Annotated in this window: 21 protein-coding genes and 2 rRNA genes (1 of these 23 only partly in view); 2 read left to right on the top strand and 21 right to left on the bottom strand. The window is 70.0% G+C overall.

Annotated elements, in window-relative coordinates:
* Positions 1–75 precede the first annotated feature (75 nt).
* The 7 genes from H976_RS0114495 to H976_RS0114525 are packed head-to-tail and all read right to left on the bottom strand — an operon-like array spanning position 76 to position 5,110.
* On the bottom strand, positions 76–1,143 hold the full coding sequence (locus H976_RS0114495) for a prephenate dehydrogenase (RefSeq protein ID WP_027862129.1): 1,068 nt from the start codon (positions 1,141–1,143) through the stop codon (positions 76–78).
* Positions 1,136–1,519, bottom strand: a complete 384-nt coding sequence (gene aroH / locus H976_RS0114500; protein ID WP_027862130.1) for a chorismate mutase — start codon at positions 1,517–1,519, stop codon at positions 1,136–1,138. Before aroH ends, H976_RS0114495 begins: the two co-directional genes overlap by 8 nt.
* Positions 1,520–1,529: 10 nt before the next feature.
* Positions 1,530–2,279 carry a pseudouridine synthase gene (locus tag H976_RS0114505; RefSeq protein WP_027862131.1) on the bottom strand — a complete coding sequence of 250 codons (750 nt, stop codon included), beginning with the start codon at positions 2,277–2,279 and terminating at the stop codon, positions 1,530–1,532.
* Entirely contained in the window at positions 2,276–2,941 is a 666-nt protein-coding gene (gene scpB / locus H976_RS0114510) for an SMC-Scp complex subunit ScpB (protein ID WP_369759032.1), read from the bottom strand. The genes H976_RS0114505 and scpB overlap by 4 nt, the downstream gene beginning before the upstream one ends.
* The gene (locus H976_RS26460) at positions 2,938–3,885 is read right to left on the bottom strand and encodes a ScpA family protein (RefSeq protein ID WP_081682921.1); all 948 of its coding nucleotides are present in this window, start codon (positions 3,883–3,885) and stop codon (positions 2,938–2,940) included. Before H976_RS26460 ends, scpB begins: the two co-directional genes overlap by 4 nt.
* On the bottom strand, positions 3,882–4,157 hold the full coding sequence (locus H976_RS0114520; RefSeq protein WP_369759033.1) for a hypothetical protein: 276 nt from the start codon (positions 4,155–4,157) through the stop codon (positions 3,882–3,884). Before H976_RS0114520 ends, H976_RS26460 begins: the two co-directional genes overlap by 4 nt.
* A gap of 41 nt (positions 4,158–4,198) precedes the next feature.
* Positions 4,199–5,110, bottom strand: coding sequence for a ParA family protein (locus H976_RS0114525; RefSeq protein ID WP_369759034.1), 912 nt, complete (start codon positions 5,108–5,110; stop codon positions 4,199–4,201).
* A 568-nt stretch (positions 5,111–5,678) separates the two neighbouring features.
* Between H976_RS0114525 and H976_RS26465 the strand changes: the two genes are divergently transcribed.
* Together H976_RS26465 and H976_RS0114535 are read left to right on the top strand one after the other, a co-directional pair.
* Positions 5,679–6,725, top strand: coding sequence for an ATP-binding cassette domain-containing protein (locus H976_RS26465; protein WP_051276854.1), 1,047 nt, complete (start codon positions 5,679–5,681; stop codon positions 6,723–6,725).
* Positions 6,722–7,543, top strand: coding sequence for an ABC transporter permease (locus H976_RS0114535; protein WP_027862135.1), 822 nt, complete (start codon positions 6,722–6,724; stop codon positions 7,541–7,543). The genes H976_RS26465 and H976_RS0114535 overlap by 4 nt, the downstream gene beginning before the upstream one ends.
* Here the strand turns inward: H976_RS0114535 and H976_RS0114540 are convergent.
* The 14 genes from H976_RS0114540 to H976_RS0114605 all read right to left on the bottom strand — a co-directional run.
* Positions 7,527–10,673, bottom strand: coding sequence for a BTAD domain-containing putative transcriptional regulator (locus tag H976_RS0114540; RefSeq protein ID WP_027862136.1), 3,147 nt, complete (start codon positions 10,671–10,673; stop codon positions 7,527–7,529). The two genes, H976_RS0114535 and H976_RS0114540, sit on opposite strands and share 17 nt — an antisense overlap.
* A 147-nt stretch (positions 10,674–10,820) precedes the next feature.
* The gene (locus H976_RS0114545; protein ID WP_036226614.1) at positions 10,821–11,798 is read right to left on the bottom strand and encodes a site-specific tyrosine recombinase XerD; all 978 of its coding nucleotides are present in this window, start codon (positions 11,796–11,798) and stop codon (positions 10,821–10,823) included.
* 4 nt (positions 11,799–11,802) lie between these two features.
* On the bottom strand, positions 11,803–12,918 hold the full coding sequence (gene ald / locus H976_RS0114550) for an alanine dehydrogenase (protein ID WP_027862138.1): 1,116 nt from the start codon (positions 12,916–12,918) through the stop codon (positions 11,803–11,805).
* A gap of 69 nt (positions 12,919–12,987) precedes the next feature.
* Entirely contained in the window at positions 12,988–14,055 is a 1,068-nt protein-coding gene (locus H976_RS0114555) for a dipeptidase (RefSeq protein WP_027862139.1), read from the bottom strand.
* Complete coding sequence (locus tag H976_RS0114560) at positions 14,052–14,675, bottom strand: NUDIX domain-containing protein (RefSeq protein WP_231388940.1); 624 nt, start codon at positions 14,673–14,675, stop codon at positions 14,052–14,054. The genes H976_RS0114555 and H976_RS0114560 overlap by 4 nt, the downstream gene beginning before the upstream one ends.
* Positions 14,668–16,437 (bottom strand): CTP synthase, encoded by a 1,770-nt coding sequence (locus H976_RS0114565; RefSeq protein WP_027862141.1) that lies wholly within the window; start codon positions 16,435–16,437, stop codon positions 14,668–14,670. The genes H976_RS0114560 and H976_RS0114565 overlap by 8 nt, the downstream gene beginning before the upstream one ends.
* Before the next feature lie 61 nt (positions 16,438–16,498).
* Positions 16,499–18,256, bottom strand: coding sequence for a DNA repair protein RecN (gene recN, locus H976_RS26470; RefSeq protein ID WP_051276856.1), 1,758 nt, complete (start codon positions 18,254–18,256; stop codon positions 16,499–16,501).
* 22 nt (positions 18,257–18,278) lie between these two features.
* Entirely contained in the window at positions 18,279–19,208 is a 930-nt protein-coding gene (locus H976_RS0114575; protein ID WP_027862142.1) for an NAD kinase, read from the bottom strand.
* Positions 19,205–20,044: a TlyA family RNA methyltransferase gene (locus H976_RS0114580; RefSeq protein WP_027862143.1), complete on the bottom strand. Its 840-nt coding sequence runs from the start codon at positions 20,042–20,044 to the stop codon at positions 19,205–19,207. Before H976_RS0114580 ends, H976_RS0114575 begins: the two co-directional genes overlap by 4 nt.
* A gap of 3 nt (positions 20,045–20,047) precedes the next feature.
* Positions 20,048–20,284 (bottom strand): hypothetical protein, encoded by a 237-nt coding sequence (locus H976_RS26475; protein ID WP_155918277.1) that lies wholly within the window; start codon positions 20,282–20,284, stop codon positions 20,048–20,050.
* Positions 20,285–20,294: 10 nt separating this feature from the next.
* Positions 20,295–21,293: an HAD-IIA family hydrolase gene (locus tag H976_RS0114590; RefSeq protein WP_027862144.1), complete on the bottom strand. Its 999-nt coding sequence runs from the start codon at positions 21,291–21,293 to the stop codon at positions 20,295–20,297.
* Positions 21,294–21,296: 3 nt separating this feature from the next.
* Positions 21,297–22,196, bottom strand: coding sequence for a hypothetical protein (locus H976_RS26480; RefSeq protein WP_051276857.1), 900 nt, complete (start codon positions 22,194–22,196; stop codon positions 21,297–21,299).
* An 80-nt stretch (positions 22,197–22,276) separates the two neighbouring features.
* Positions 22,277–22,393, bottom strand: a 5S ribosomal RNA gene (rrf, locus tag H976_RS0114600).
* 99 nt (positions 22,394–22,492) lie between these two features.
* A 23S ribosomal RNA gene (locus H976_RS0114605) occupies positions 22,493–24,310 on the bottom strand (it continues 1,286 nt past the right edge of the window).

The following is a 24,310-nucleotide window of genomic DNA, read 5'->3' on the forward strand; positions in this document are numbered from 1 at the left end:
ACGACGACCCTCGTGGATGACTGGCTGCCCACTGCGCTGCTCCTGCTGTCTCGACTCCTCCAGCAGGGGCCAACCCTACCGGTGGGTGACCCATTCCCTCGTCTCGAGAGCGACCCGCAGCCCCTCGGCGGATGTGTCCTCCACCACCAGCTCCACCAGCCCGACGGGGCGACCCGGGTCGTGGTCGATGTGCAGGTCCTCGATGTTGACGCCGATGTCGCCGACGTCGGCGAACAGGCGCGCCAGCTCGCCAGGGTGGTCGGGCACCGACACGAACACCGATGCGGTGGCGATCGCGGGCCCGCCGTGCTTGCCCGGGATGGCCCGGGTGCCGGTGACGCCGCGGGTCAGGATGTCCTCGAGACGCTCCTCGTCACCGCTCGCCAGCACCTCGACCAGGCGCTCCAGATCGACCTGCACGTCGCGCAGGAGCTCGCTGACCGCCGCGTTGTTGGCGCGGATGATCTGGCCCCACATGTCCGGGTCGCCGGCCGCGATCCGCGTGACGTCGCGGACGCCCTGCCCCGACAGCGACAGGTGCTCGGGCTGGGCCTCGGCGAGCTGGCCGGCGGTGAGCACGGCGAGCAGGTGCGGCAAGTGCGACGTACGCGCCACCGCCCGGTCGTGCTCGACCGGGGACAGCCGGACCGGCTCGGCGCCGCACAGCTGCGCCAGTGCCTCGACCAGCTCGACGGCTTCCGGGGAGGAGTGCGTGTGCGGGGTGATCGCCCACGGACGTCCGTCGAACAGCGCAGCGCTCGCGGCCAGCGGCCCCGATCGCTCGCTGCCGGCCATCGGGTGGCTGCCCACGTAGCAGGCGAGCAGGTCCTCCTCGACGTGGTCCGAGACCTGGGTCAGCGGGAGACTCTTCACGCTGCCGACGTCGGTGACCACGCCGCCACGCTCGAGTGCCTCGACGACGAGCGCGGCGATGTGGTCGGGCGGTACGGCGACCACCGTGACCTGCGCGACCCCGTCCTCCGGCGCCTGACGCCCGGCTCCGAGGCCGCTCGCGGTGCGCACGTGCTCGTGGTTGGTGTCGCTGAGCCAGACCTCGAGCCCGGCCCGCGCGGCCGCCAGCCCGACCGAGGTGCCGAGGAGTCCGGCGCCGACGACGTGGATGGGGCCCGTGAGCTCATTCATCTGGAACCGCTCGGACCCGAGCGAGGTCACGGCGCAGGGCAGCGGCGCCGTGCAGGTAGACGTGGGTGATGTCCTTGCGCGACAGGTCGGTCTCGACGTGCGCCATCATCCGCACCACCCGCGGCATCGAGGAGCCGATCTCGAGCTCACGCGCGCAGATCAGGGGTACGTCGTCGAAGCCGAGCTGGCGGGCGGCGTACGCCGGGAATTCGGAGTGCAGGTCGGAGGTCGCGGTGAAGATGATGCTGATGAAGTCGTCGACGGCCAGCGAGTTCGCGTCGAGCACGTCGCGCACCATCTCCGCGACCCGGTCGAGCATGTGCTCGCGCTCGTCGGACTCGAGCTGGGTGGCTCCCCGTACGGCTCTGACGGACACGCGGCTGAGCCTACAGACCGGCAGAGTCGAGCAGCTCGCCGACTTCGGCGTCGGTCAGCTCGCGCAGCCGACCCGCTTTCAGCTCACCGAGACGCACCGGCCCGATGCGGGTCCGGGACAGTCGACGCACCGGGTGGCCGACCTGGTCGAGCAGCCGTCGCACGATGCGGTTGCGTCCCTCGTGGATGACCAGCTCGACGATCGAGCGACCGCCGTGGGCGTTGCGCACCCGCGCCTCGCGGACCTCGACCGGACCGTCCTCCAGCACGACACCGTCCAGCAGCTGCTTGATGGTGGTCCGTGAGACGACGCCGTCCACCTCGGCGACGTACGTCTTCTCCACCTCGTACGACGGGTGCGCCATCTTCTGGGCGAAGTCACCGTCGTTGGTCAGCAGGATCAGGCCGTCGGTGTCGGTGTCGAGCCGGCCGACGTGGAACAGCCGCTCCGGACGATCGGCGACGAACTCGGCCAGCGTGCGATCGGCATGGGGGTCCGACATCGTCGAGGTGACCCCGGCCGGCTTGTTCAGGACGAGGTAGACGTGCTCGCTGACCGGCGGCAGCCGCCGCCCCTCGACGCGGATCACCGCCGTGGTCGGGTCGACCTTGGTGCCCAGTCGGGTGACGACCTCGCCGTCGACCTCCACCAGTCCGGCGAGCATCAGCTCCTCGCACTTGCGACGGCTGGCCACCCCGGACTGGGCGAGGAGCTTCTGCAGGCGGATCAGCCCCTCGTCGTCGGTCTCGACCTGCCTCATTCCTCCATGCTGTCGGATGCGACCTCGCCGGCCACATCCGGGGCCGCAGGCGCCTCCGCGACGACCTCCTGCTCGTCCTCGAAGTCGTCGACCCCCGGGAGGAACGGCGCCAGCTCGGGCAGCTCGTCGAGCGAGGTGACACCGATGCGCTCCAGGAAGTAGCTCGAGGTGCGGTAGAGGTGGGCACCGGTCTCGTGGTCGGTGCCGGCCTCCTCGACCAGGCCACGGGTCAGCAGCGTGCGCATCACGCCGTCGACGTTGACCCCACGGATCGCGGAGACGCGGCTGCGGCTGACCGGCTGCTTGTAGGCGACCACGGCCAGGGTCTCGAGCGCCGCCTGCGTCAGCCTGGCCTGCTGCCCGTCCAGGACGAAGCGCTCCACCACCGGGGCGAACTCCTCCCGGGTGTAGTAACGCCAGCCGCCGGCCACGTTGCGCAGCTCGAAGCCGCGCCCCGACTCGTCATACTCCGCCACCAGGGCGTTGAGCGCCTCGACCACCTCGCCCACCGGGTAGCCGACCGCGGTAGCCAGCGTGGCGTCGTCCAGCGGCTGGTCGGCCACCATCAGCACCGCCTCCAGGGCGGGGCGCAGCTCGGCGAGCGGGACGTCGAGGGTCTCCGCCTCGGTGACGGTCTCGTCCTCCAGCATCTCGGTGGTCACTCGTGCTCCTCATCACTCGGTGGTTGAGGAGGTTGCGCAGCAACCGTCTCGAAACCACTGGTTTCCCCGTCGACCGGAGCCGGCTCCTCAGCCGGCTCCTCGGGGGGCGCTCCGTCGAACTCGTCGTTGATCTCGATCTCCGCGTCCTCGGTGCCGGTCCAGCGGATGCTCAGCTCACCCAGCGGCGTCATCTGGTCGAAGGACACCACGCCCTCGCGGAACAGCTCCAGCAGGGCCAGGAACCGGGCCACCCGCGTCATCATGTCGGGCGCGTCGGCGGCCAGCGCCCGGAAGGTCAGCGTGCCGCTCCCCTTGAGCCGCCCCACGACGACGGTGGCCTGCTCGCGAACGCTCACCGCAGGAGCGTGGATGTGCGCCAGCCCGATGCCCTCGGGCTCGGGCTTCGGCTCCAGGGCGCGGGCAGCGAGCCCGGCGAACTCCTCGAGGCCGAGCCCGATCAGCACCTCGGGGAGCAGCGTCGAGAAGCGCTCCTCGAGCCCGACCGAGCGGGGGTGCCGGCGAGCCTCCCCCGTCATCCGGCGGTCGAGGATGCCGGCGACCTGCTTGAACGCCTTGTACTGCAGCAACCGGGCGAACAGCAGGTCCCTGGCCTCGAGCAGGGCGAGGTCCTCCTCGTCCTCGACGTCGCCCTGCGGCAGCAGCCGGGCCGCCTTGAGGTCGAGCAGGGTCGAGGCGACGAGCAGGAAGGAGGTGGTCTGCTCGAGGTCCCACACCTCGCCGCCGGCCTTGATGTGCGCGATGAACTCGTCGGTGACCTGCGACAGCGCCACCTCGGTGACGTCGAGCTTGTGCTTGCTGATCAGGCTCAGCAGCAGGTCGAACGGACCCTCGAAGTTGGCCAGGTGCAGGGAGAAGCCCGCACTGGCTGCGACCTCCTCGGAGCCCGCGACCTCCCTCTCGGGCGCGACCGCCAGGTCTGTCATCGAGCGATCAGCCGCTGCACCAGAGCGCTGTCGTCACCGTTGGCCTCGAGGTCGGCCAGCGCCATCGCGATCGCCTCGCGCACGAGCCGGCCACGATCGACCGCCAGCCCCTGGTGTCGCCGCAGCGAGAGCCGGGCGTGCTCGATGTCGAGCAGCTCGTCGGCGGTGACGTAGACGGTCATCTTCTCGTCGTGGCGGACCCGGCCGCTGGGCTTGCGCGGGGCCGCGCTGCTGCGCTCCTCGGGCGCCGGCTCGTCGGGGACGGCCGTCATCGGCCGGTTGCCGCGGAACAGGTCGTCCGCGGCCGGCAGGCTCACGCGTCGAGACAACGGACCGCCACCTCCCTGGCCAGGTCGCGGTAGGACTCGGCACCGGCTGAGCTGGAGGCATAGCTGGTGATCGGCTCGCCCGCGACGGTGGAGTCGGAGAACTTGATGGTGCGCCGGATGACGGTGTGGAAGACCTGGTCACCCCAAGCCTCGACCAGTCGTTGCATCACCTCGCGGCTGTGCAGGGTGCGGCCGTCGAACATGGTGCCGAGCACGCCGTCCACGGTCAGTCTCGGGTTCAGCCGCTCCTGGACCTTGTCGATGGTGGTCTTCAGCAGGGCCACGCCGCGCAGCGCGAAGTACTCGCACTCCAGCGGCACGATCACCCCGTCCGAGGCGGTCAGCGCGTTGACCGTGAGCAACCCGAGCGAGGGCTGGCAGTCGATCAGGATCACGTCGTACTTCTCGATGGCCGGCGCCAGCACGCGTTGCAGGGTCTGCTCGCGGGCCACCTCGTGAACCAACTGCACCTCGGCGGCGCTGAGGTCGATGTTGGAGGGCAGCAGGTCCATGCCGGGGACACCGCTCGGGACGACCACGTCGTCGAGGGTCACGTCGCGCTGCATGAGCAGGTTGTAGATGGTCAGGTCCATCTGGTGGGGGTTCAGGCCGAGACCGACCGAGAGCGAACCCTGCGGGTCGAAGTCGACCAGCAGCACCTTGCGACCGAACTCAGCCAGCGAGGCACCGAGGTTGATCGTCGTCGTGGTCTTGCCGACGCCGCCCTTCTGGTTGCACATCGAGATGACGCGCGCGTTGCCGTGGGTGAACACCGGCTTCGGGTCCGGCAGGACCGGCATCGGACGCCCGGTCGGGCCGAGCACGACCTCGGCCTCGGGCTCGGGCTTGGTCTCGGTCTCGGCGCTGACCTCGACCTCTGCCTCGACGTCCGGCACGGTCTCGGGCTCGAGCGCGGGCTGCTCGACGCGGGCCTCCTCGACTGACTCCTCGACCGGCTCCTCGACCGGCTCCTCCACCACCGTCGACTCCGCGCGCTGCGGCGGGGGCTCGAGCACCCGCCCGGTGCGGAACGGGATCGGCGCAGCGGGGGTCTCCGTCCCCTGGGGCGGAACCGGAGGTCGGAGCAACGGGGGCATCTCCGAGGCTGCGCTGTCTGGCTGTCCGCCGCCGAAGAAACGCCCGAACCCGTTGGCACCGCTCATGGTGCAGTTCCTCTCGCCGTTCGCGGGCCTCGATCCTTCCCCGGATCAACCCCGCTGATTGTCGACTTACCGCCAAGCCGCGGGCGCGACTCTATGCACCTGTCTCATCGGTCACAAGCCGTAGGCAAACGCATCACGTCCATCATCCAAATCTGGGGAGGAGATGTGGGTAGCGCCTCGCCGTGGACACACAATTACTGCTAGTCCTGTGGGAAAACCTGTGTACGACGAGATGACCGGCGCAGCGCCGCGAGTGCGACGTGAAACTGCCGTGAAACCGGGGCACCCGAGACTTCGGGACATGACGACACACCACTTCTCCACCGAGGTCGACTCTGGACCGACGGCCGAGCTGGCCGTCGAGGCGCACGGCCTGGTCAAGGTCTTCGGTGACCAGCGCGCCGTCGACGGCGTCGACCTGGTCGTACGCCGCGGCGAGGTGTTCGGCGTCCTCGGCCCGAACGGCGCCGGCAAGACCACCATGCTCAAGATGCTCGCCACCCTCCTCCCGATCGATGGGGGCGAGGGCAGCATCTTCGGTGTCGACGTGCGCACCAACCCGCACGTCGTACGCCAGCTCCTCGGGGTCACCGGGCAGTACGCCTCGGTCGACGAGAACCTCACCGCCACCGAGAACCTCGTCCTGTTCGGCCGCCTGCAGGGCCTCAGCCGCCCCGCCGCCCGCGAGACCGCGGCCCGCCTGCTCACCCAGTTCGGGCTGGAGGAGGCGGCCACCAAGCAGATCGCTCAGTTCTCCGGAGGCATGCGTCGCCGGCTCGACCTGGCGGCCAGCCTGATCACCCGTCCGCCGCTGATCTTCCTCGACGAGCCGACCACCGGCCTGGACCCGCGCACCCGTGGCCAGATGTGGACGACCATCCGGGAGCTCGTGGAGCAGGGCAGCACCATCCTGCTCACCACCCAGTACCTCGACGAGGCCGACCAGCTCGCCGACCGCATCGCGGTCATCGACCAGGGCCGCAAGGTCGCCGAGGGCACCTCCGACGAGCTCAAGTCCTCGGTCGGCCGCTCGACCCTCCAGCTCCAGCTGGTCTCGGCCGACGACATCCCCGTGGCCGCCAGCATCGCGGAGCGGCTGATCGGGGAATCGCCGGTGCTCACCCCGGAGGCCCGGCGGATGAACATCGCCCTGCAGCGCAGCGACCAGGCCGTCGACGTGCTCGTCGGCCTGCGCGAACAGCAGATCCACATCGACTCGGTGACCGTGCAGAAGCCCTCGCTCGACGAGGTCTTCCTGGCACTCACCGGCCACGACACCGGTGAGGGCGGCGCTGACACCGACCCGCCGACCGGCCGCGACTCGAACGACCTGGAGGCGGTCCGATGAGCACCATGACACGCACGCCCGAGCTGCACCCCGCGGCCAACCTGCCCACCCGGGTCAGCCTGGCCGACACGCTCAGCCAGACCATGACCATGGCCTGGCGGGCCATGCTGAAGATGCGCCGCAACTTCGAGCAGTTCTTCGACGTCACCCTCCAACCGCTGCTGTTCACCGCGATGTTCGCCGTCATCTTCGGTGGCGCCGTGTCCGGCGACGTCAGCTCCTACCTGCCGATCCTGATCCCCGGGCTGATCGCGCAGACGGTGATGACGGCCTGCGTGGCCACCGGCGTGCAGCTGCGCGAGGACATGGACAAGGGCGTCTTCGACCGGTTCCGGGTGCTGCCCATCTCCCGGATCGCGCCACTGGCCGGTCCGATGGTGGCGGACACCCTGCGCTACGCCATCGCCGCGACCCTGACCTTCGCCACCGGCATCGCCATGGGCTACCGGCCCGGCGGCGGCGTGGTCGGGCTGACCGGCGCCATCGTGCTCGCCGTCTTCACCGGCTGGTCGCTCGCCTGGGTGTTCACCTGGTTCGGCACGGTGGGCAAGAGCGCCCAGATCGTGCAGGGCTACTCGCTGATGGTGATGTTCCCGCTGACCTTCCTGTCCAACGCCTTCGTCCCGGCCAGCACGCTGCCGGACTGGCTGCAGACCTTCGTCAAGCTGAACCCGGTCTCGCACGTCGTCTCCGCGGTCCGCTCGCTCGCCAACGAGGGCACCATCACCGCCGAGGTCGGCTGGTCGGTGCTGGCCCTGGCCATCGTGGTGGCGATCTTCGCCCCGCTGTCGGTACGCAGCTTCAAGCGGAAGATCTGACGGCTTCCTGCGCCTGGGCGAGGAGGTCCGCCACCTCCCCGGTCAGCGAACGGCCCGGTCGCCCGTCGTACTCCTCCAGGAGCGCGGCGAGCCGGCCGGGCCGCGCGCGCTCGGCCAGCTCGGCCAGCGGCTCCCACGCCATCACCGGGAAGGTCCGGTTGTAGGAGAAGCAGCGCGCCAGCGCCAGCAGGCGTACGCCGGCCTCCGTCTCGACATCGCGGTCGAGCAGCCACGCCCCGACCCCGGCCAGCAGCATCCCGGTCACCGGGTAGTCCAGGAACGAGTCGGCCATGGCGAGCAACCGCGCGCCGGTGTCGAGCAGGTCCACCGCGAGCTGGTCGCGCACGGTGCGCTGCTCGGCCGTCTCGGCGTACCGCACGTGGGCGGTCAGGGCGGCAGCGCGGGCGACGATGGTCCACGGCTCCATGCCGGAAGCGTCCATGCCGGGGAACCTGATGGCGGCCATCTCCCCGATCGCGTCGTAGTAGACCTTGAGGCCGGTGGCGACATCACCTCGGGCCAGGGCCAGCTCGGCCCGGGTCGTCGACTCGGTGGTGTGGCCGCCGAACGAGGGACCCTGCTTCATCTTGCGGACCTCGCCCAGGATGCGCTCGCACTCCTCGACGTCACCCAGCAGCAGCTTGCCCATGGCCATCCCGGCCCGCACCTGCACGGCGTCGTCGTCGGCGTGCAGCCGGACCAGCAGCGGCCAGGCGGTCTCGGCGTGCGTCGCCGCGGTGGCCGGATCCCCGACCTGCATCGCGAGCAATGCCATCTGGGTGTGCAGCATCGCGCGCGGCCACGGAGTGGTGTCGTCGTCGAGCGCGACAAGTGCGCGCTGGGTGTACTCCCACGCCGCGTCGATGTCGCCGGAGTTCTCGGTGAGGTTGGCCGCCCACTGCAGCGCCATCATCGCGGTGGCAGGGTCCGGGCTGTCGGCGACCTTGAGCACCGCGTCGAGCCGGTCCTCGTCGGACCTCGCCTCCACGAACAGGGCGTAGGTCGCCCGGGCCCAGGGCTGGTCGGGTACGCCGAGCCGCTCCATCGTCGCGACCATCGAGTCGAGGTTGCGGTCCTGGAAGAAGCCCATGTGGCTGATCAGGATCGAGACCGCCATCTGGGACTCCATGACCAGGTCGGGCGGTGGATCCCAGTCCTCGAGCAGCTTCTCGGCCCCGTCGAGCATCGCGAACACGCGCGGGTTGTTGCCGGTGATGGCCCAAAAGGACCCCAGCGCGGCCATCAGGGGTACGGCGACCGCAGCGTCGTCCTCGGTCATCGCCCGGCGCAGCACGTCGGCGAGGTTGTTCTCCTCGTGGCTCAGCTCGTCGACCGCCGCGACCTGGCCGTCGGCGAACATGTCGTGCATGAGGTTGCCGCACACCCGGAGCGCCCAGTCTGCCTGGGCGGCCAGCGCCTTGGCGCTCTCCCCCGAATCGTTCAGCCGGAGGTGGCCGAACTCGCGGACGGTCTCGAGCATCCGGTAGCGCACGACCCCGTCGGCCTCCCGCACCGACAACAGTGACTGGTCGACCAGTGCCTCCACGAGGTCCATGGCGTCCGGCCCGAGCACCGCTTCGGCCGAGCCGATGCTGAGGCCGTCGTGGAACATCGAGAGCCAGGCCAGCGCCTGCTGCTCGCGTGGTCCCAGGAGGTCCCACGACCACGCGATCACGGCCGCGAGCGTCTGGTGTCGCGCCGGGGCCGACCGGTCCTTGCCGCGGAGCACGGCGAAGCGGTCGTGCAACCGCTGGCGCAGCTCCTCCAAGGACATGGTCCGGATGCGCGCGGCGGCCAGCTCGATCGCGAGCGGGAGGCCGTCGAGCCGGGCGACCACGTCGTCGACGAGGGCGGGGTCGAGGTCCGCGGTGGGGCGGGCAGCCCTGGCCCGTCGTACGAACAGTGCGGCGCCGTCCTCGGTGGTGAGCTGGTCGAGCAGTACGACGTGCTCGGCGGCGATGTTCAGCGGTGCCCGGCTGGTGGTGACGACGCGCAGGTCGCGGGCCGTGACCAGGAGGAACGCGACGAGGGCGGCGACCGCCTCGACGACGTGCTCGCAGTTGTCGAGGACCAGCAGCGCCGGCCCCGTGTCGAGCTCCTGGGCGATGCGGCCGCGGATGTCGGCCCGCTGGGCGAGGGTGTGCGTACGCCGGGAGGTGACCGAGTCGCGCACCCCCAGGGCGGCGCCGATCTCGGGGATCACGTCGTCGGGCGAGGAGATGCCGACCAGCTCGACGAAGTGCACCCGCGTCTGGGTGGCCTCGCGGGCCAGGACGTGGGCGATCCGGGTCTTGCCGATGCCGCCGGGGCCGATGATCGAGGTGAGTCGACTGCTGCGCACGGAGGCGCGCAGGCGAGCGAGGTCGGTCTCGCGACCGAGCAGCTCCTCGGCGTCGTACCGGATGCCAGTCCGGACCGGTTCGTCGGCCGCCAACAGCTCGCGCTGCAACCGCTGCAGGGTGTCGGAGGGGTCCACTCCGAGTCGGTCGCGCAGAGCGCGGCGGTACTCCTCGTAGCGGGCCAGCGCCACCGGCACCCCCGAGACGACCGACTCGGCACGCAGCAGCGCCTCGAGCAGCTCGTTGTCGTCACCTGCGCCGTCGTACGCCGGGCGCAGGTGCTCGAGCGCCTCCCGCTCGCGCCCGCTCCGGGCCAACGACAACCCGAGCAGCCGTCGCGCCTCGAGCGCCGAACGCCGAGCACGGGACCGCACCTCGGCCAGCGGCCCCTCGGCCATCTCGTCGTCGACGGCAGTCAGGTCCAGCGCCTCGCGGGCGAGCAGTGCGGCCTTCGCCGGATCACCTCCGGCCAGCTCGCCGCCGGCCCGCTGCAGCAGCCGCCCGAGCAGCAGCGCATCGACCTCCTCGTGACCGATCCCGAGCCGGTAGCCGTTACCCTGCCGGACCAGCACCTCGGCCCCGCACTGCGACCGCACCCGCGAGACCAGCACCTGTAGCGCCTTGGTCGGATTGGCCGGCAGGTCCTCGGCCCACACCACGTCGATCAGGCTCGCGTCGGACACCCCCGACGGCGACAGCGCGAGCGCAGCCAGCAGCGCAGCAGGCCGCTCCCCCGGAAGAGGAGTGCCCCGCCAGGTCACGTCGTCGAGGAGACGCAGGGCTGGGCTCACGAGGGCCAGCCTAGGTGGGTGCGCTGACCGGTCGCGGCCGCCGAACCGACATACCGGATGGGGTGGGCGGGCAATTCTGTAGCCGGAGGGCCGATGTTTCACCCGCCCGCCCACAGTTTCCCCGGGCGCCCGGGGAAACCGCCGCCGCTACTTCAGCGCCCGCGGGTGCGCCGCGGCGTACACCTCCCGCAGGCTGTCGACCGTGACCAGCGTGTAGACCTGCGTGGTGGTCACCGAGGCGTGACCGAGCAGCTCCTGCACGACGCGCACGTCGGCGCCGCCCTCGAGGAGGTGGGTCGCGAACGAGTGGCGGAGGGTGTGCGGCGAGACCTCCGCGGTGATGCCGGCGCGCTCGGCCGCCTTCACGATCACCGACCAGGCGCTCTGTCGGGACAGCCGGCCGCCGCGAGCGTTGAGGAACATCGCGCCGTGAGCGGTCGCACCGGCGGTCCCGGCCTCCAACAGCTCGGGGCGACCGCGGACGACGTAGGCCTGCACCGCCTCACGGGCGAACCGGCCCACCGGCACGATCCGCTCCTTCGACCCCTTGCCGCGCAGCAGCACGCTGCTGCCCGCCGGGTCCTCGAGCTCGAGGTCGTCGACGTCGAGGCCGACGGCTTCGGAGATCCGCGCGCCGGTGCCGTAGAGGATCTCCAGCAGCGCGCGGTCACGCAGCGCCAGCGCCGTCCCTGCTGCCCCCGCCGCCTCCAGAAGCCGCTCGACGTCGCCGAGGGGGATCGCCTTGGGCAGCCGCTTGGCCGGCGTCGGAGGGCGTACGCCGACCGACGGGTCGATCGCGGCCAGCCCGTCCCGCACCGCGAACTTGTGGAAGCCCCGGACCGCGACCACGGTCCGCCCCGCGGACGTCGCGCTCAACGGCTGGTGATCCCGGTCGCCCTCGCGCAGCGCCATCAGGAACCCGCTCACCGTCTGCTCGGTGATCTGGTCGAGGTCGCTCACACCGACGCTGTCGAGGTAGCCGAGGTAGCGCCTCAGGTCGCGCCGGTAGGACTTGACGGAGTTCTCCGCCAGCCCGCGCTCGACCACGAGGTGGTCGAGATAGGTGCGGACGGCACGGACGAGCGCGCTCGGACCGGCCGGCGCCTCTGCGACCGGCTCCGACACCTGCTCAGCCGAGGACGGACTCGAGCGTCACCGAGTCCATGCCGTGGGCCTCCGCCACGGGCGCGTAGGTGACATTGCCCTGGTGGGTGTTCAGTCCCAGCGCGAGCGAGTGGTCGTCGCGGCAGGCCTGCTCCCAGCCCTTGTTGGCCAGCGCCACGGCGTACGGCATGGTCGCGTTGGTCAGGGCGTAGGTCGATGTGTTCGGCACCGCACCGGGCATGTTGGCCACGCAGTAGAACACCGAGTCGTGCACCGTGTACGTCGGGTCGGCGTGCGTCGTGGCATGGGTGTCCTCGAAGCAGCCGCCCTGGTCGACCGCGATGTCGACCAGCACCGAGCCGGGCTTCATCCGCGAGACCAGCTCGTTGCTGACCAGCTTGGGCGCCTTGGCACCCGGGATCAGCACCGCACCGATCACCAGGTCGGCATCCATCACCTGCTGCTCGATCGCCAGCTTGGAGGAGGCCAGCCCGTGCACCCGGTTGTTGTAGCGCCAGAACGACATCCGCAGCTTGTCCAGGTCGGTGTCGAGCAGGGTGACGTCGGCTCCCATGCCGAGCGCGATGTTGGCGGCGTTCTGGCCCGAGACACCCGCGCCGATCACGACGACCTTGGCGTTGGCGACACCACCGACACCGCCGAGCAGCACGCCGCGGCCGCCCTGGGCCTTCATCAGCGAGTAGGCGCCGACCTGCGGTGCCAGGCACCCGGCGACCTCGGACATCGGGTACAGCAACGGCAACCCCCCGGACGGCAGCTGCACGGTCTCGTAGGCGATGCCGGTGACCTTGCGCTTGGCCAGCTCCTCGGTCAGCGGCTGGTCGGCGGCGAGGTGGAGGTAGGTGAACAGCACCTGCCCCTCGGCCATCCGGTGGTACTCCTCGGAGACCGGCTCCTTGACCTTGAGCACCATCTCGGCCTGACCCCACACGTCGTCGGCCGAGTCGATGATCGTGGCGCCGGCGGCGACGTACTCCGCGTCATCGATCTGCGACCCGACACCCGCGTCCTTCTCGACGCTCACCTCGTGACCGTGGGCCACCAGCTCGTGCACCCCGATGGGCGTGATCGCCACGCGGTACTCGTGGTTCTTGACTTCCTTGGGTACGCCGATGCGCAACGTTGCCTCCTGTAGTTCACCGCCAGGGCCGGCGGGTGTCGCCACGTCGTCGGGGCGACCTTCGTCACTCTATTCCTGTCGCTCCGACGTCAGACCGGCGTCCCCCATCGCCCGCAGCACGTTGCGGCAGGTCAGCCGGGCGAGGTCGTCGTCGGACCAGCCACGGTCGGCCAGAGCCGCGAGCAGGCGTGGATAGCCGGTGACGTCCTCGAGGCCCTGCGGCAACCAGTCGGTGCCGTCGTAGTCGCCGCCGAGCCCGACGTGCTCGACCCCGGCCACCTCGCGCACGTGCTCGACGTGTGCGACCACATCGTCGAGCGTGGCCGGCGGGTGCTCCCCCTCCTCGCCGGCGGCGTGCCAGTCGCGGACGGCCTGGTTCACGAACATCGGCACGAACGTCACCATGCACACGCCGCCGTTGCCGGACAGCCGTTGCAGGACGTCGTCGGGCACGTTGCGCGGGTGGTTGCACACGGCCCGGGCCGAGGAGTGCGAGAAGATCACCGGCACGGTCGAGACGTCGAGCGCCTGACGCATCACGTCGGCACTCACGTGGCTGAGGTCGACGAGCATGCCGATCCGGTTCATCTCCGAGACCACCTCGCGACCGAAGTCCGAGAGTCCGCCGAGCACCGGCTCGTCGGTGGCCGAGTCGGCCCACGGCACGTTGTCGTTGTGGGTCAGGGTCAGGTAGCGCACCCCGAGGCGGTGCAGCATCCGCAGGGTGCCGAGCGACTCGTTGATCTGGTGGCCGCCCTCGGCACCCATCAGGCTGGCGATCCTGCCCTGCTGCCAGGCGCGCTCGATGTCCTCGACCGTGGTCGCGAGGGCCAGGTCGTCGGCGTACCGACGGATCATGGTGTGTCCGGCGTCGATCTGCTCCAGCGTCGCGGTCACCGCCTCGTCGCCGGCCAACGTCGCCGGCACGAACACCGACCAGAACTGTGCGCCCACTCCCCCGGCCCGCAGGCGGGGCAGGTCGGTGTGCGCGCCCGCCGACTGGCACATCTCGGTGTCCGTGATCTCCAGCCGGTCGAAGTCGTAGCCGACCTGCTCGCGGGCCAGCCAGAGCAGGTCGTTGTGCCCGTCGACGACCGCGTGCTCGCGCAGCAGCGCGTCGATCCGTGCGTCGGTCACAGCCGCCCCCGTCGCTTCAGAGCGTCATAGGTGAGTACGGCGGCCGCCAGTGGGCCCTCCCGGACCCGGCCGTCGAGGACCGCCTCGAGGAGCTCGTCGACCGGCACCCAGACCTGCTCCATCTCGGCCTCCTCGGCGTGCAGCTCGAAGTCGCCGCGACCGGCGTGGGTGAGCCCGGTCGCGAGGTAGAGGTGGTGCAGCTCGTCGGTGAGGCCGGCGCTCGGGTAGAGCGTGACCAGGTGTCGCCAGTGCTCGGCCCGCAGCTCGGCCTCCTCCTGGAGCTCGCGGGCGGCGGTCACCTGGGGGTCCTCGCCGTCCTTGTCGCACAACCCGGCCGGGAGCTCCACGAACACCCCGCCACCGGCATGGCGGTACTGCCGCAGGCAACAGACGCGCTCGTCATCGTCGAGGGCCAGCACGACGACGGCGCCGGGGTGCTCGACCACGAGACGGCCGAAGGTCTCCTCGGGATGGTCGGGCCGTTGCACGACGTCCTCGCGCAGCGCCACCACCCAGGCGTCGCGGTGGAGGTCGCGGCTGCTGAGGACGGGCCAGCTGAGGTGCTCATCGGCCAGGTCTGGTGCCAGGTCTGGTGCCAGGTCTGATCCCGGGTCAGGCACGGTCGAGCGCCGGGTCGCCGGCCTTCTCGCTCTCGGCGTCCGCCTCAGGTGCGGGCTCGTCCATCGTGACGTCGTCGTCGGCCACCCAGCGGCGGCGCAGGGCGCTCTCGTCGATCGGGATGAGCAGCTCGCGCTGGCGCTGGATCGCGGCGCCGATCAGGCCTGCGAACAACGGGTGCGGGCGCGTGGGGCGGGACCGCAGCTCGGGGTGGGCCTGGGTCGCGACGTAGTAGGGGTGCACCTCGGCCGGCAGCTCCACGAACTCGACCAGGTTGTTGTCCGGCGAGGTCCCGGAGAACACCAGCCCGGCCGCCTCGAGCTGCTCGCGGTAGGCGTTGTTGACCTCGTAGCGGTGCCGGTGACGCTCCTCGACCCGCGGCGCGTCGTACGTCGCCCGGATGACGCTGCCTTCCTTGAGCTCGGCCGGGTAGAGGCCGAGCCGCATGGTGCCGCCGAGGTCGCCGGCGCCCTCGACGTAGGCGTGCTGCTCGGCCATGGTCGCGATCACCGGCTCGGGGCAGTCGGGGTCGAACTCCGTGGACGCGGCCTTCTCGAGGCCCGCCTGCTCGCGGGCGAACTCGATCACCATGCACTGCAACCCGAGGCAGAGGCCCAGGGTCGGGATCTTGTGGGTGCGGGCGAAGGTCAGCGCGCCGAGCTTGCCCTCGATGCCGCGGATGCCGAAGCCGCCGGGGACGCAGATCGCGTCGAGGTCGGCCAGGCGACGGGTGGCGCCCTCGGTCGTCGCACACTCGTCGGAGGGGATCCACTCGATGTTGACGCGGGCCTCGTGGGCGAAGCCACCGGCCCGCAGCGCCTCGACGACGGACAGGTAGGCGTCGGGCAGGTCGATGTACTTGCCGACCAGGCCGACGGTCACCTCCTCGTTGGGGTGGTGCACCCGCTGCAGCAGGTCGTCCCACAGCGTCCAGTCGACGTCGCGGAAGGGCAGGTTGAGGCGGCGTACGAGGTAGGCGTCGAGTCCCTCGCGGTGCAGCACCTTCGGGATGTCGTAGATGGAGGGCGCGTCGGCGGCCGTCACCACGGCCTCCTGGTCGACGTCGCACATCAGCGAGATCTTCTTCTTCACCGAGGCGGGCAGCTCGCGGTCGGAGCGGCACACGATGGCGTCGGGCTGGATGCCGATCGAGCGCAGCGCGGCAACGGAGTGCTGGGTCGGCTTGGTCTTGAGCTCCTGCGACGGGCCGATCCACGGCACCAGCGAGACGTGCAGGAAGAAGACGTTGTCGCGGCCCACGTCGTGGCGCACCTGGCGGGCGGCCTCGAGGAACGGCAACGACTCGATGTCGCCGACGGTGCCGCCGACCTCGGTGATCACCACGTCGATGTCGTCGCCACCCATGGCGAGGACGCGGTCCTTGATCTCGTTGGTGATGTGCGGGATGACCTGGACGGTGTCGCCGAGGTAGTCCCCGCGTCGCTCCTTGGCGATCACCGTCGAGTAGACCTGCCCGGTGGTGACGTTGGCGATCTGGTTGAGGTCGGTGTCGAGGAAGCGCTCGTAGTGGCCGATGTCGAGGTCGGTCTCGGCGCCGTCGTTGGTGACGAACACCTCGCCGTGCTGGAACGGGTTCATCGTCCCGGGGTCGACGTTGAGGTAGGGGTCGAGCTTCTGCATGGTGACCCGCAGTCCGCGTGAGCGGAGCAGCCGGCCCAGGCTCGAGGCGGTGAGCCCCTTGCCGAGGGACGATGCGACGCCTCCGGTGACGAAGACGTGCTTGGTCGGCTGCGGCGCTACCAAGAGGGCTCCCCGTGGGTTCGTGTGACACAGACTGTGCAGATCTCCACGGGGTTCAACCCTATCAAGACTTTCGGGACCGTCGTGCCGCGACACCGCGGGCCGGCACTGCCGACTCCCGCGCGACGTCCAGCAGCTCCTGCGCGTGGGCCATCGCGGTGTCCGACTCCTCGAGCCCGGCCAGCATCCGGGAGAGCTCCTGGACCCGGCCGGCGTCGTCGAGCGCGTCGAGCCCGGAGGTGGTGACCGTGCCGTCGCTGCTCTTGCGTACGACGACATGGCGGTCCGCGAACGCCGCCACCTGGGGCAGGTGGGTCACGACGAGCACCTGCGAGGACCTCGCCAGCGCCGCCAACCGCTTGCCGATCTCGACGGCCGCCTTGCCTCCGACCCCCGCGTCGACCTCGTCGAAGACGAACGTCGGCACCGGTCGGGTGTCGGCCAGCGCGACCTCGATGGCGAGCATCACCCGCGACAGCTCGCCCCCGGACGCTCCCTTGCTCAGCGGACGCGGCTCCGACCCGGTGTTGGCGGCCAGCACCAGCTCGACCTCGTCGACGCCGGTGGCGGTGAAGTGCAGACGGGCCGTGCCGATCTCGAGGCCGTGCTCGTCCTCGACGCTGTCGAGCCGGACCTCGAACCGGGCGTGCGGCATCGACAGCGCGTGCAGCTCGTCGGTCACGGTCGTGGACAGCCGCTCGCCGGCCTTGCGGCGCAGCCCGGTCAGCTGGGCGGCCTCCTGCGCCAGTGTCCGGCGCAGCTCCTCGCGCTCGGCGCGCAGCTCGGCGACCCGCTCGTCGGAGCCGTCGAGGTTCGCCAGTCGCTGCGACGCGTCGCGGGCCCAGTCGAGGACCTCGTCGACCGTCTCGCCGTACTTCCTGGTGAGCGCGGTCAGCGCCGCCCGTCGTTCGGAGACCGCAGCCAGCCGGGCCGGATCGGTCTCGACCGCCGAGGAGTACGACGCGACATCGGCCGCCACGTCGACCAGCAGGTAGCTGACCTCCGCGACCCGGTCGGCCAGAGCCGCGACCTCGGGATCGTGCTCGCGCACGCTCTCCAGTGCCCGGCGCGCAGCGGCCATGGCACCCAACGCGTCGGGGGCGTCCTGGTCTGAGGAGAGCGCCTCGCGGGCCGTCTCGGCGGCCGTGCGCAAGGTGTCGGCGAAGCCGAGCCTGGTCTCCTCGGTGGCCAGCGACTGCTCCTCGCCGGGTTGCGGGTCCACAGCCTCGATCTCCTCGAGGCCGAGCCGGAGCACGTCTGCCTCGCGGGCCCGCTCGCGAGCGGATCCGAGCACCTCGCGCAGGTCGGCCTCGACCCGTCGCAGCCGGGCAAAGCCGGCCCGGTAGCGGTCGAGCACCACCGCCAGCTCGACACCGGCGAAGGCGTCGAGCGCATCGCGCTGGGCCTCGGGCCGCAGCAGGCGGTGCTGGTCGGACTGGCCGTGCACGGCCACCAGCACGTCTCCGACGCGCGCCAACGCCGAGGCGGGCACCGACGCACCACCGAGGAAGGCGCGCGAACGACCCTCGGCCGAGACCTGCCGACCGAGCAGCAGCTGGCCGGACTCGACCTCGCCGCCATGCTCTTCTGCGATCTCGCCGAGCAGCTCGTCGGCGCGGACGACACCCTCGACCCGGGCAGCGCGAGCACCGGTGCGCACGGCTCCGGTGTCGGCCCGGCCACCCAGCAGCAGGCCCAGCGCGGTGACCAGCATGGTCTTGCCGGCTCCGGTTTCACCGGTGATCACGGTCAGTCCCTCGCCGAGCTCCAGCACCGACTCGTCGATGACGCCCAGGGAGCTGATCCGGATCTCCTCGATCATCGCGGCCCACTCACTTCCTGGGTCACCGGTCCCCGGAGCGCCTGCGCCGGTCGGCGGAGCCGCGCCAGCCCTCGACGGGCAAACCGAACTTGGCGACCAGGCGGTCGGTGAACGGGGCCTGGTGCAGCCGCACCAGCCGGATCGGCGAATGCCCGCGGCGAACCTCGATGCGCGCGCCCGGCGGTAGGTCGACGGTGCGTCGGCCGTCGCACCACAGCACGCCGGCCCCCTCGGTCTGGGCGAGCACCTCGACGGCGAGCACCGACGTCGGCGCCACCACCATCGGGCGCGAGAAGAGCGCGTGCGCGCTGATCGGTACCATCAGCAGTGCCTCGACACCGGGCCAGACGACCGGGCCTCCGGCGCTGAAGTTGTACGCCGTGGAGCCGGTCGGCGTGGCGCAGACGACTCCGTCGCAGCCGAAACGGCTCAGCGGACGTCCGTCGACCTCGACGATCACCTCGAGCATCCGCTGGCGGGCAGCCTTCTCGACGCTCGCCTCGTTGAGCGCCCAGGTGCTCTCGACGAGCTCCTTGCCCTGGTAGACGTCGACGTCGATGGTGAGCCGTTCCTCGCTGGTGTAGTGCCGCTCGACGATCAGCTCGATCATCTTCTCGACGTCCTCGCTCTCGGCCTCCGCGAGGAAGCCGACGTGGCCGAGGTTGACGCCGAGCAGGGGGGTCCCGGTGCCGTGGGTGAGCTCGGCCGCCCGCAGGATGGTGCCGTCGCCGCCGATCACCAGTGCGAGCTCGCACTCGGCGGGCCGGACGTCCTCGAGGGAGACCGACTCGACGCCCTCGTGGCCGGGCAGGTCGAGCTCCTTGGCCTCGTCCTCCAGCAGGCGTACGACGAGTCCGCGGTCGAGCAGTGAGGCCACCACGGCGCCTGCGACGTCGCGTGCCTCCTCGCGCCCGGTGTGGGCGAGCAGCAGGATGCGGCGTACGTCGGTCACGGCTTCACCTTCTCACCCGCCACCCCCCAGGCCGCGGAACGGGCCACCTCGGCCTCGATCGCGTCCCGGTCCAGCTCGGTCTCTCCGGCCCGCAGCCAGAGGAAGAACTCCACGTTGCCCGACGGACCGGGCAACGGGCTGGTCGTGACCGCCCGCGCGCCCCAGCCGCGGGCGGCGGCCGCACGCGTGACGGTCTCGACGGCATCGGCCCGGTGCCCGAGGTCGCGCACCACCCCGCCCTTGCCCAGCCGCTCCTTGCCGACCTCGAACTGCGGCTTCACCATCAGCACGAGGTCGCCGTCGGGGCGGGTGACCGCGATGAGGGCCTCCAGCACGAGCGTCAGCGAGATGAACGAGAGGTCCCCCACCACCAGGTCCACCGGTCCCCCGATCGTCTCGGCGTCGATCTCCCGGATGTTGGTGCGGTCGTGGACGTGGACGCGAGGGTCGTTCTGCAGCGCCCAGACGAGCTGGCCGTAGCCGACGTCGACCGCCACCACCTCTGCCGCCCCCGCTCGCAGCAGCACGTCGGTGAAGCCACCGGTCGACGCCCCGGCGTCCAGGCAGCGGCGACCCTCGACCTCGAGGCCGAGCGGCCCGAAGTCGGCCAGCGCGCCGAGCAGCTTGTGCGCGCCGCGGCTGGCGTAGTCGGGGCTGTCGGGGTCCGCCCGCACGACCAGGTCGGCGTCGGTGGTCACGCCGGTGGCGGCCTTGGTGGCCACCGCCTTGTTGACCCGGACGCGCCCGGCAGCGATCAGCTCACTCGCGTGCTCCCGGGAACGGGCAAGGCCGCGGCGGACCAGCTCGGCGTCCAGCCTCAGTCGCCGAGGCGGCACGGCTCAGCTCTGGGTCGCCGGCGAGCGCTCGGCGGCGCCGCTGAGCACCTGGCGCAACGACTCGTGCGCGCGCTCGAAGACAGCTACGTGCTCGGACACCGGCAGGTCGTCCAGGCCTCGGAGCGACGCGACGACCGCGTCGACCGACTCGTCCCCTGTGGTCTCGGGCTCGACCGGGGTCGCCTGCTCGTTCGCGTCGCTCGCTGCTCGACCAGCTGCCCAGTCAGACATCTCGCTCATGGGCGACACGCTACTGCGGAACCTGCACGTCACCGATCTCGACAGGCTGTCCCGTGTCGTCGAGATGGCGCCAGGCCGCGACGGCCACCGCACGCCACCAGTCACCGGCCGATCCGGCACCCTCGATCTCGGGCCGACCGCCCCCGACCGAGACGGTCCAGCCGCCCAGCGCGACAGCGCCTTCGGTCACCTCGGGCGAGGTCTGTGCCTCGGCCAGCGCGCCGAGATCCGGCCCGACGTACGTCGGTCGTCGGTCCTTGGTGGCACTCACCAGCTCCTCGAGCCCGGTGACCCCGGTCAGGACCAGCAGGCTGTCCCACCCCATCGTCACCGCACCCTCGATGTCGGTGTCCAGCCGGTCGCCGACCACCAACGGATGGCGACCGCCGACCCGGGTGATGGTCTCCTCGAACAGGGGCGCCTTCGGCTTGCCGGCCACCTGCGGCTCGCGGCCGGAGAACCTGGCCAGCAGCTCGACGAGTGCGCCGTTGCCCGGCCCGACCCCCTTGGCGGTGGGAAAGGTCATGTCGGTGTTGCTCGCCACCCAGGGCAGCCCCTGGTTCAGCAGCACGGCGCCGCGTACCACCCGCTTCCAGGGCATGTCCGGGCCGTAGCCCTGGACCACGGCGGCGACGTCGTCGTCCGGCTCCGTGACCGGCTCGAGCCCGCGCTCTCGCAGGGCCTGCTCCAGTCCGGTCCCGCCGATCAGGTAGACCTTGCTGCCCTGTTCCAGCTGGGTGCTGAGCAGCCGGGCGGCCGCCTGTGAGCTGGTGACGACGTCCTCGTCATGGGCGTCCACCCCGAACGCGCGCAGCTGGCCGGCGATCTCCTGTGGCGGACGCGCCGCGTTGTTGGTGACGAACGCGAGGTGCATGCCCCCCGCCTGCGCAGCATTCAGCGCCTCGGGGGCACCCGGCACCGCGTCGGGTCCGACGTAGACCACGCCGTCGAGGTCGAGCACCGCGACGTCGTAGGTCTCCTGCAGTGGACGCTCAGAGCTGCCGAGCACGAATCACTCGCCGAGGGACTTCTCGAGCGCGGCGGCCCGATCGACGGCGTCGGTGTTCTGGTCGGCGTCGACGGCCTCGGTGCGGTGGAACCAGGTCAGTGCATCGGTGGTCCGACCGGCCTCGACCAGCGCGTCGGCGTAGGCGTAGCGGAGCCGGGCGACCCAGGGCTCGCGCGACTTGGACAGCAGGTGCGAGCTCTCCAGGGTGCGCAGCGCCGCGTCGAGCTCACCACGATCGCGTCGGGCGCCGGCCTCCACGATGGTGAGCTCGGCCAGCAGGGCGGGCGCCAGCTTGTCCTTGGGTGCGTTGCGGACCAACGCCAGCGCCCGGTCGGGGCGACCCAGCGCACGCTCGCAGTCGGCCATGATCGCGACGTAGTCCTGGACGCCGTTCATCCGCTTGGCGGCGCGCAGCTCGGCCAGCGCCTCGGCGTACTCCCCCGCGGCGTACGCCGCCTCGCCGACGGCCTCGCGCACCACGGCCAGACGGCTGGCCCGGGCACGAGCGGCCAGGGTGTGCTCGTAGGCGGTCCTGGGCTCGGAGTCGATCAACAGCCCGGCCGCCACGAGGTGGCGAGCCACGCGCAGCCCGAGCTTCTCCGGCAGCGACTTCAGCTGTGCCTGCACGGAGCGGTCGAGCTCCCGGCCGGTGACCTCCTCGGGGATCGGTGGCCCGTCGTAGCGTGCCTGGCTCTCCGTGCGCGACTCGTTGCGGTCCCGGTCATCGCGGCGCGGCCGGCTGAACTCGCGGCGGCCGTCGCGCGTCTGGCCGTCCCGCTTCGGGGCGCCGCGTCGCGCGGGCTTGCCACCGGAGCGACCGGCACTTGGCTGTCCGCCGCCCTGGGGCCGGCTCGGCCGACCTCCGCTGTCGCGGGGCTTGCGAGGCTGGCGGTCTTCGGGCACGACTTGCTCCTGGTGACATACGGGTGCTGGGGAAAAGACTAAGGGCCGCCCCACGAGGGGGCGGCCCTTAGCAACGTTATGTCCGGCGACGTCCTACTCTCCCACGACCTCCCGGTCGCAGTACCATCGGCGCTGAAAGGCTTGACTTCCGGGTTCGGAATGGAGCCGGGTATTTCCCTTTCGCTATGGCCGCCGAAACTCTATGGAGTTATGCAAAAGCCATGGATCCCCGAAGGGATCGATCATGACTCCCGACCGTAACTCGGGAGCCACACAGTGGACGCGCAACATCTTTGAGGGACAAGCCCTCGGCCTATTAGTACCGGTCGGCTAGGCATTGCTGCTGTACACCTCCGGCCTATCAACCCAGTCGTCTACTGGGGGCCTTACCCGGTTAACCCGGTGGGAAACCTCATCTTGAAACGTGCTTCCCGCTTAGATGCTTTCAGCGGTTATCACTTCCGAACGTAGCTAACCAGCCGTGCTCTTGGCAGAACAACTGGCACACCAGAGGTTCGTCCATCCCGGTCCTCTCGTACTAGGGACAGCCTTTCTCAAGTTTCCTGCGCGCGCGGCGGATAGGGACCGAACTGTCTCACGACGTTCTAAACCCAGCTCGCGTGCCGCTTTAATGGGCGAACAGCCCAACCCTTGGGACCTACTCCAGCCCCAGGATGCGACGAGCCGACATCGAGGTGCCAAACCATCCCGTCGATATGGACTCTTGGGGAAGATCAGCCTGTTATCCCCGGGGTACCTTTTATCCGTTGAGCGACGCCGCTTCCACATGCCAGCGCCGGATCACTAGTTCCGACTTTCGTCCCTGCTCGAGATGTCACTCTCACAGTCAAGCTCCCTTGTGCACTTACACTCGAAACCTGATTGCCAACCAGGCTGAGGGAACCTTTGAGCGCCTCCGTTACATTTTAGGAGGCAACCGCCCCAGTTAAACTACCCATCAGGCACTGTCCCTGATCCAGATAATGGACCTAGGTTAGATATCTAATACGACCAGAGTGGTATTTCAACGTTGACTCCACCTGAACTGGCGTCCAAGTTTCACAGTCTCCCACCTATCCTACACAAGTCGAACCAAACACCAATACCAAACTATAGTAAAGGTCCCGGGGTCTTTCCGTCCTGCCGCGCGTAACGAGCATCTTTACTCGTAGTGCAATTTCGCCGAGTCCATGGTTGAGACAGCGCCCAAGTCGTTACTCCATTCGTGCAGGTCGGAACTTACCCGACAAGGAATTTCGCTACCTTAGGATGGTTATAGTTACCACCGCCGTTTACTGGGGCTTAAGTTCTGCGCTTCGCTCCGAAGAACTAACACGTCCCCTTAACCTTCCAGCACCGGGCAGGAGTCAGTCCGTATACATCGTCTTACAACTTCGCACGGACCTGTGTTTTTAGTAAACAGTCGCTTGGGCCTGGTCTCTGCGGCCATCATTGCTTCTTGCAGCAAGTGCATTGACAAATCCGGCCCCCCTTCTCCCGAAGTTACGGGGGCATTTTGCCGAGTTCCTTAACCATGGTTCACTCGATCGCCTTGGTATTCTCTACCTGATCACCTGAGTCGGTTTGGGGTACGGGCGGCGCACAGCTCGCTAGAGGTTTTTCTCGACAGCATAGGATCATCCACTTCGTCCATACGGACTCGGCGTGAGGTCTCAGGCACATGCAACGCGGATTTGCCTACGTTGCGCCCTACACCCTTACCCGCGGTCTACCATCGCCGCGGTTGGACTACCTTCCTGCGTCACCCCATCGCTTGACTACTACCGGTTCGGGTCGTGCGCTCCGCCTCCATCGTCCCGAAGGATCCCGGAGGTTTTGGGCACTTAGCATCACCGGGTTCGTCAGGGTCGCTGTTTTGCCGGTACGGGAATATCAACCCGTTGTCCATCGACTACGCCTGTCGGCCTCGCCTTAGGTCCCGACTTACCCAGGGCAGATTAGCTTGACCCTGGAACCCTTGATCATCCGGCGGAAGAGTTTCTCACTCTTCATTCGCTACTCATGCCTGCATTCTCACTCGTGTGGCGTCCACGGCTGGTTCACACCGCCGCTTCACTCGCCACACGACGCTCCCCTACCCATCCACGCACCTG

The sequence above is a fragment of the Marmoricola sp. URHB0036 genome (assembly GCF_000426045.1).
Lineage (GTDB): Bacteria > Actinomycetota > Actinomycetes > Propionibacteriales > Nocardioidaceae > Marmoricola.

What these genes read in the sequence shown, in the direction of transcription:
- H976_RS0114520 (WP_369759033.1), bottom strand. Translation starts at nt 4,157, where the DNA reads ATGACGGCCGTCCCCGACGAGCCGGCGCCCGAGGAGCGCAGCAGCGCG.
- H976_RS0114535 (WP_027862135.1), top strand. Translation starts at nt 6,722, where the DNA reads ATGAGCACCATGACACGCACGCCCGAGCTGCACCCCGCGGCCAACCTG.
- H976_RS26475 (WP_155918277.1), bottom strand. Translation starts at nt 20,284, where the DNA reads ATGAGCGAGATGTCTGACTGGGCAGCTGGTCGAGCAGCGAGCGACGCG.
- H976_RS0114495 (WP_027862129.1), bottom strand. Translation starts at nt 1,143, where the DNA reads ATGAATGAGCTCACGGGCCCCATCCACGTCGTCGGCGCCGGACTCCTC.
- H976_RS0114505 (WP_027862131.1), bottom strand. Translation starts at nt 2,279, where the DNA reads ATGAGGCAGGTCGAGACCGACGACGAGGGGCTGATCCGCCTGCAGAAG.
- recN (WP_051276856.1), bottom strand. Translation starts at nt 18,256, where the DNA reads ATGATCGAGGAGATCCGGATCAGCTCCCTGGGCGTCATCGACGAGTCG.
- H976_RS26465 (WP_051276854.1), top strand. Translation starts at nt 5,679, where the DNA reads ATGACGACACACCACTTCTCCACCGAGGTCGACTCTGGACCGACGGCC.
- H976_RS26460 (WP_081682921.1), bottom strand. Translation starts at nt 3,885, where the DNA reads ATGACAGACCTGGCGGTCGCGCCCGAGAGGGAGGTCGCGGGCTCCGAG.